Origin of the sequence: Bacillus hominis (assembly GCF_018332515.1) — a bacterium.
GTDB classification, from domain to species: domain Bacteria; phylum Bacillota; class Bacilli; order Bacillales; family Bacillaceae_G; genus Bacillus_A; species Bacillus_A hominis.
In genome coordinates this window covers 1-6,511 of sequence record NZ_BOQD01000012.1, presented here as the reverse complement: position 1 = coordinate 6,511, position 6,511 = coordinate 1, and the positions used below count along the sequence as shown (strand labels likewise).

General features: G+C 34.9%; 7 protein-coding genes. All 7 read left to right on the top strand.

The genetic code is table 11. From position 1 onward, the window contains the following. Positions 1 to 75 precede the first annotated feature (75 nt). A complete protein-coding gene (locus KI356_RS02200; protein ID WP_212934682.1) occupies positions 76 to 819 on the top strand; it encodes a YveK family protein in 744 nt (247 codons plus the stop codon). Next, on the top strand, positions 809 to 1,513 hold the full coding sequence (locus KI356_RS02195) for a CpsD/CapB family tyrosine-protein kinase (protein ID WP_212934681.1): 705 nt from the start codon (positions 809 to 811) through the stop codon (positions 1,511 to 1,513). Before KI356_RS02200 ends, KI356_RS02195 begins: the two co-directional genes overlap by 11 nt. A 110-nt stretch (positions 1,514 to 1,623) precedes the next feature. Then, positions 1,624 to 2,391, top strand: coding sequence for a tyrosine-protein phosphatase (locus tag KI356_RS02190; RefSeq protein ID WP_212934680.1), 768 nt, complete (start codon positions 1,624 to 1,626; stop codon positions 2,389 to 2,391). A 241-nt stretch (positions 2,392 to 2,632) separates the two neighbouring features. Beyond that, complete coding sequence (gene bpsC / locus KI356_RS02185) at positions 2,633 to 3,514, top strand: UTP--glucose-1-phosphate uridylyltransferase BpsC (RefSeq protein ID WP_212934679.1); 882 nt, start codon at positions 2,633 to 2,635, stop codon at positions 3,512 to 3,514. A 17-nt stretch (positions 3,515 to 3,531) separates the two neighbouring features. Continuing rightward, complete coding sequence (locus KI356_RS02180; RefSeq protein WP_212934678.1) at positions 3,532 to 4,212, top strand: sugar transferase; 681 nt, start codon at positions 3,532 to 3,534, stop codon at positions 4,210 to 4,212. Between the two features lie 18 nt (positions 4,213 to 4,230). Beyond that, positions 4,231 to 5,175: a GDP-L-fucose synthase gene (gene fcl, locus KI356_RS02175; protein WP_212934677.1), complete on the top strand. Its 945-nt coding sequence runs from the start codon at positions 4,231 to 4,233 to the stop codon at positions 5,173 to 5,175. A gap of 32 nt (positions 5,176 to 5,207) precedes the next feature. Further along, entirely contained in the window at positions 5,208 to 6,284 is a 1,077-nt protein-coding gene (gmd, locus tag KI356_RS02170) for a GDP-mannose 4,6-dehydratase (protein ID WP_212934676.1), read from the top strand. The last annotated feature ends 227 nt before the right edge of the window (positions 6,285 to 6,511 follow it).

Here is a 6,511-nt window from a genome sequence, read left to right as displayed (position 1 = left end):
TACTAAAATAAAAAAATGTAAGATAATATGTTATAATTTTTCTTATGTGCAAATTTTAGAAAGTTGGAGGAACTTATGGAAGAAACAATTAGTTTAAAAGAGTTATTTCATATTTTAAAAAAACGTTTAGCAATGATCCTCGTAATCGCCTTTGGTGCAGCTATTGTAAGTGCTATCATTAGCTTTTTCTTCATGACACCAATCTACCAATCTTCAACGCAAATTCTTGTGAATCAGAAGAAGCAAGAAGGGGCAATGATTCAAGCTGGTGAAATTCAAACGAATATTCAATTAACGAATACATATAAGGTCATTATTAAAAGTCCAGTAGTCTTAGATCAAGTAAATGAAAAATTAAATTTAAATATGACAGCGCAGGCTTTAACAGGAAAGATCAATGTTGCGAATGAAAAAGATTCACAGGTCATTTCTGTAACAGCTGAGGATAAAGATCCAAAAGTAGCTCGTGATATTGCAAATGCAACCGCTGATGTATTTAAAGGTGAAGTCGCAAAAATTATGAATGTCGATAACGTAACGGTATTATCGAAAGCGGAAGTTGGGGAAAACCAATCACCAATTAAACCACGTCCGATGTTAAACGTAGTAATTGCTTTCGTTGTTGGCTTAATGGCTGCAGTTGGTCTTGCATTCTTACTAGAATACTTAGATAACACAGTGAAAAAAGAAGAAGACGTAGAAAGCTTACTTGGCTTACCAGTGTTAGGTATTGTAGCTCGTATGGATGAAGAAACAGCAAACGTGAAATCACATGCTCCATCATCAAGAAAAGTGAGGGGACAAACAATTGGCTCTTAATAGTTTATTTAAAAAGAAAAAAAGTCATCGTCAACGTCGTCAATTAATTGCTCATCAACAACCGAAATCACCAATTTCAGAACAATATCGTAATATTCGAACGAACGTTGAGTTTGCATCTGTTGATACAAACTTGCACTCATTAATTGTAACATCTGCGAACCCAAGTGAGGGGAAAACGACAACGACAGCGAATATGGCAGTTGTTTTCGCTCAACAAGGAAAGAAAGTATTATTAATTGACGCGGATATGCGTAAACCGGCGATGCATCAAATGTTTCAAGTAGATAATATTTCCGGATTAACGAATGTATTAACACATAGTGAACGTTTAGAGAAATGTGTACAAACGACAGCTGTAGATAATTTACACTTTTTAGCATGTGGCCCAATCCCGCCAAATCCAGCGGAATTATTAGGTTCGAAATCGATGCAAGAACTTCTTGCTCAAGCGTATAGTATGTATGACTTAGTCATTTTTGATTTACCGCCAATTTTAGCTGTAACAGACGCGCAAATTATGGCAAATGTATGTGATGCATCCATCCTTGTCGTTCGTAGTGAATCGACAGAAAAGGAAACAGCGGTAAAAGCAAAAGGATTATTAGAATCCGCAAAAGGTAAATTGTTAGGCGTTGTTCTGAACGATCGTGAACGTGAACAAGGCTTATATTATTACTACGGTGCAAACTAATTAAAAAGTGAGATATGGCAAGGACATATCTCACTTTTTTCCCTTGAATATGAGGTATACCTCATATTCAAGGGAAAAAAGATTTTTATACGAGAGGGAGGATGAGAAGAATGATTGATTTACATTGTCACATTTTACCTGGCATCGATGATGGTGCGCAAACAGTAACGGATAGTTTAGCGATGGCACAAAAAGCTGTTCAAGAGGGAATTCATACAATTGTCGCTACACCACATCATCAAAATGGAAAATATGTAAATGAACGTACTTCTATTATTCATCAAGTGAAACAATTAAATGATGAACTACAACAAAACGAAATTCCACTGAAGATTTTACCAGGACAAGAGGTCAGGTTATATGGTGATTTATTAGAAGACTATGAAGCTGGTAAAATTGTTACTTTAAATGAAACAGATAAATACATATTAATTGAGTTTCCATCTAATCATGTACCTCGCTATGCAGAACAACTATTATATGAACTACGCGTAAAAGGGATGATTCCAATTATTGTTCATCCGGAACGTAATGCCGAATTAATTGAGCGACCGGATAAGTTATATAACCTTGTAAATAAAGGTGCATTAACACAAGTAACGGCAGGAAGTCTCTTAGGAAAGTTCGGTAAAAAAATAAAAAAATTCTCACTACAACTCGTTGAACATAACTTAACGCATATGATCGCATCAGATGCACATAACACAACATCAAGAGGATTTCATTTAGCAGAAAGCTATGAATTAATCGAAAAAGAATTCGGAATGAACGTGATGAGTGATTTAAAAGAAAATCCGTATTTATTAATTAGCGGAAAAACAATTTATAAAGAAGATCCAGAACTAATTCGTCGTAAAAAATTGTTCGGTATTTTTTAAATAAATAATTGGTGATGTCTCCTAACCGTTATCAACGGAGGCACTCGGTCGTGCTGTGGGTAGAAATTTTTATTTCGCACCTACCTTAGACGCTTGTCGTCGGGAGTATGACGTGAGGATGGGTTGGATGCCCATAATTTTATTTGTGTAGAAACTCTACCTATGGAGTTATAAGAATGACTATATAGGTAGGGTTTTTGTTATTGTTACATAAAAATAAACGGATGTAGGGGGACTATAATTGAAAAAAGTAAGAAAAGCGATTATCCCAGCAGCTGGTCTTGGGACAAGATTTTTACCAGCGACGAAAGCGATGCCGAAAGAAATGTTACCTATTGTTGATAAACCGACAATTCAATACATAGTAGAAGAAGCGATGGAATCAGGGATTGAAGATATTATTATTGTCACTGGAAAAGGAAAGCGCGCGATTGAGGATCATTTTGATCATTCCTTTGAATTAGAACAAAACCTTTTAGAAAAAGGAAAACATGAAGTACTTGAAAAAGTACAAGCTTCTTCCAAAATCAACATTCATTATATAAGACAAAAAGAGCCGAAGGGTTTAGGACATGCGGTATGGTGTGCACGTAAATTTATTGGAAATGAACCATTTGCAGTACTGCTTGGTGATGATATTGTACAAGCTGAAACACCATGTTTACGTCAATTGATGGATCAATATGAAGGAACACAATCATCCGTTATTGGTGTACAAACAGTGCCAGAAAATGAAACACACCGTTACGGCATTATCGATCCAGTTGAACAAAATGATCGTCGTTATCAAGTGCGTCAATTTGTTGAAAAGCCAGCTCACGGAACAGCGCCTTCTAATTTGGCAATTATGGGACGTTATGTATTAACGCCAGAAATCTTTATGTTCCTTGAAAACCAACAGACAGGCGCTGGTGGAGAAATTCAGTTAACAGACGCAATCCAACGATTAAATGAAATTCAACGTGTATTTGCTTATGATTTTGAAGGTATTCGTTATGATGTTGGTGAGAAGTTTGGTTTTATTAAGACTACGATTGAGATGGCGTTACAGCATGAAGAATTGAAAGATGAATTGATCCAATATATGAACGAACTTGTTAAAAAAGAAAATATATACGTATAAAGTGAGGTGGAAGGGCATTGGCCTTAACGAAAGTATCCAGTGGAACTGTAAAGGAAAAAGGATTACTTGCTGCTGAAGAGGTAAATCAAAAGTGGGCATATTTATTTATGAAGCGATTAATGGATATATTTGGTGCATTATGTGGTCTTATTTTTCTTTTTCCTATTTTTATTATTGTGGCCATACTTATTAAGTTAGAAGATCCGAAAGGTCCTGTCTTTTTTAAACAGACTCGTGTTGGGGAAGTTGAAAAAGAATTCGGAATGTATAAATTTCGTTCAATGGTAACAGATGCGGAAGAAAGGCTGAAAGATTTATTACATCATAATGAAGTATCAGGTGCTATGTTTAAAATGAAAGATGACCCACGCATTACAAAAATCGGGAAATTCATTCGTAAAACAAGTATTGACGAATTGCCACAATTATTAAATGTTTTAAAAGGAGATATGAGTTTGGTTGGGCCACGTCCACCACTACCGAGAGAGGTAAAAGAATATACTTCTTATGATAAACAAAGATTGCTTGTTACTCCTGGCTGTACAGGGTTATGGCAAGTAACAGAAAGAAATAGTGTTGGATTTGCAGAAATGGTTGAATTAGATTTAGAATACATACGAAATAGAAATATTTTATATGATTTTAAAATTGTATTAAAAACAGTAAAGGTATTATTAGGATCAAATAATGCATTTTAAAAAGGAGTTCAGAAAATCATGAAAAAAGATTCAAAAATTTATGTGGCCGGTCATCGTGGGTTAGTTGGCTCAGCTATTTTACGTAAGTTAGAAGAACAAGGTTATACTAATTTAGTGTATAAAACGAGTAAAGAATTAGATTTACGTGATCCAAGACAGGTCGAAGAATTTTTCAAAACAGAGAAAATCGATTATGTATTTTTAGCGGCGGCTAAAGTAGGTGGGATTGTAGCAAATAATCAGTATCCAGCAGACTTCATTCGTGATAATTTAATGATTCAAACGAATGTAATTGATTCAGCATATCGTTCTGGCGTAGAGAAATTACTGTTTTTAGGTAGCACGTGTATTTATCCAAAACTAGCTCCGCAACCGTTAAAAGAAGAATATTTATTAACAGGTGAATTAGAGCCAACGAACGAGCCGTATGCACTGGCAAAAATTGCGGGTATTAAAATGTGTGAATCATATAACCGCCAATATGGTACAAAGTATATTTCAGCCATGCCGACAAACTTATATGGTCAAAACGATAACTTTGACTTACATACATCACATGTTTTACCGGCTTTAATTCGTAAATTTCATGAGGCGAAAGAAAATAATGCTGAGTTTGTAGAAGTTTGGGGAACAGGTACTCCATTACGTGAATTCTTATACTCTGATGATTTAGCGGATGCTTGCGTATACTTAATGAATAACTATGAAGGTAATGAAATTGTAAACATCGGCGTAGGTGAAGATTTATCAATTAAAGAACTTGCTGAAAAAGTGAAAGCAACAGTAGGATTTACTGGTGAACTTCGTTTTGACACTTCTAAACCAGATGGTACTCCTCGTAAGTTAGTAGATGTGACTAAGCTTAATGCTTTAGGCTGGAAAGCAACTACTTCTTTAGATGAGGGATTAAAGAAGGCATATGATTGGTTTTTACAGGCGGAAAAAGAATTAGTAAGAAAGTAATTTGAAAAATCAATAGATAATTGGAGGACATTATGAAAAAGGCACTTATTACAGGCGTAACAGGACAAGATGGATCTTACTTAGCAGAGTTTTTATTAGAAAAGGGTTATGAAGTACACGGTGTTATTCGTCGTAGTTCTTCTTATAATTTAGATCGTATAGAGAGCTTGGTAAATGAAGAAATTGAAGGTTTAAATAATCAAGAAAATTTCCACCTGCATTATGGTGATATTACAGATACATCTAATGTAATTCGCTTAATTAGTGAAATTCGTCCAGATGAAATTTATAATTTAGGTGCACAATCGCACGTGAAAGTATCATTTGATGTACCTGAATATACAGCAGATGTAGATGGTGTAGGAACATTACGTATTTTAGAAGCAGTTCGTATTTTAGGTCTAACTGAAACGACTCGTATTTATCAAGCATCAACATCTGAGTTATACGGTAAAGTACAAGAAGTACCACAAAAAGAAACAACGCCGTTCTATCCACGTTCTCCATATGGTGTAGCAAAAATTTACGGTTTCTGGATTACAAAGAACTACCGTGAATCTTATAACATGTTCGCAGTAAACGGAATTTTATTTAACCACGAATCAGAACGTCGTGGTGAAACATTCGTAACGCGTAAAATTACACTTGCAGCAGCACGTATTGCACAAGAAAAACAAGAAACATTATATTTAGGAAACTTAGACTCACTTCGTGACTGGGGATATGCGAAAGACTATGTAGAATGCATGTGGTTAATTCTACAACATGACAAGCCAGAAGATTTCGTTATTGCAACAGGTGAAATGCATACGGTACGTGAGTTTACTACATTAGCATTCAAACATGTAGGTATTGAGCTTGAATGGGTAGGAGAAGGTGTAGAAGAAAAAGGTATTGATAAAGCAACAGGTAAAGTACTTGTAGCAGTAGACCCTAAATTCTTCCGTCCAGCCGAAGTAGAGCAATTACTAGGTGATCCAACAAAAGCGAAAACATTATTAGGTTGGAATCCAACAAGGACTTCGTTTGAGGAGCTTGTTCGTATAATGGTAGAGGCAGATACGAACAAGGTGGAAAAGGAAGATAAGCTAAAGAAAATGTTTGACTGATAAAATTTAAATACAGTGAAATAGACAATCATTAATAGTATATGTAATTTGAATTTTTATAATATTATTTCTGAGCAAGTACGATTTGCGAAAGACAGATAAATAGGTGACATTAATATTATGATTAAACATCAAATAAATAAGTTTATGGTTTTATATGGAATACTTGTGTTTGCATATTTAATAAGTAACCTTGAGAGTGTACAAGGAGATTATTTTTTCTCTAA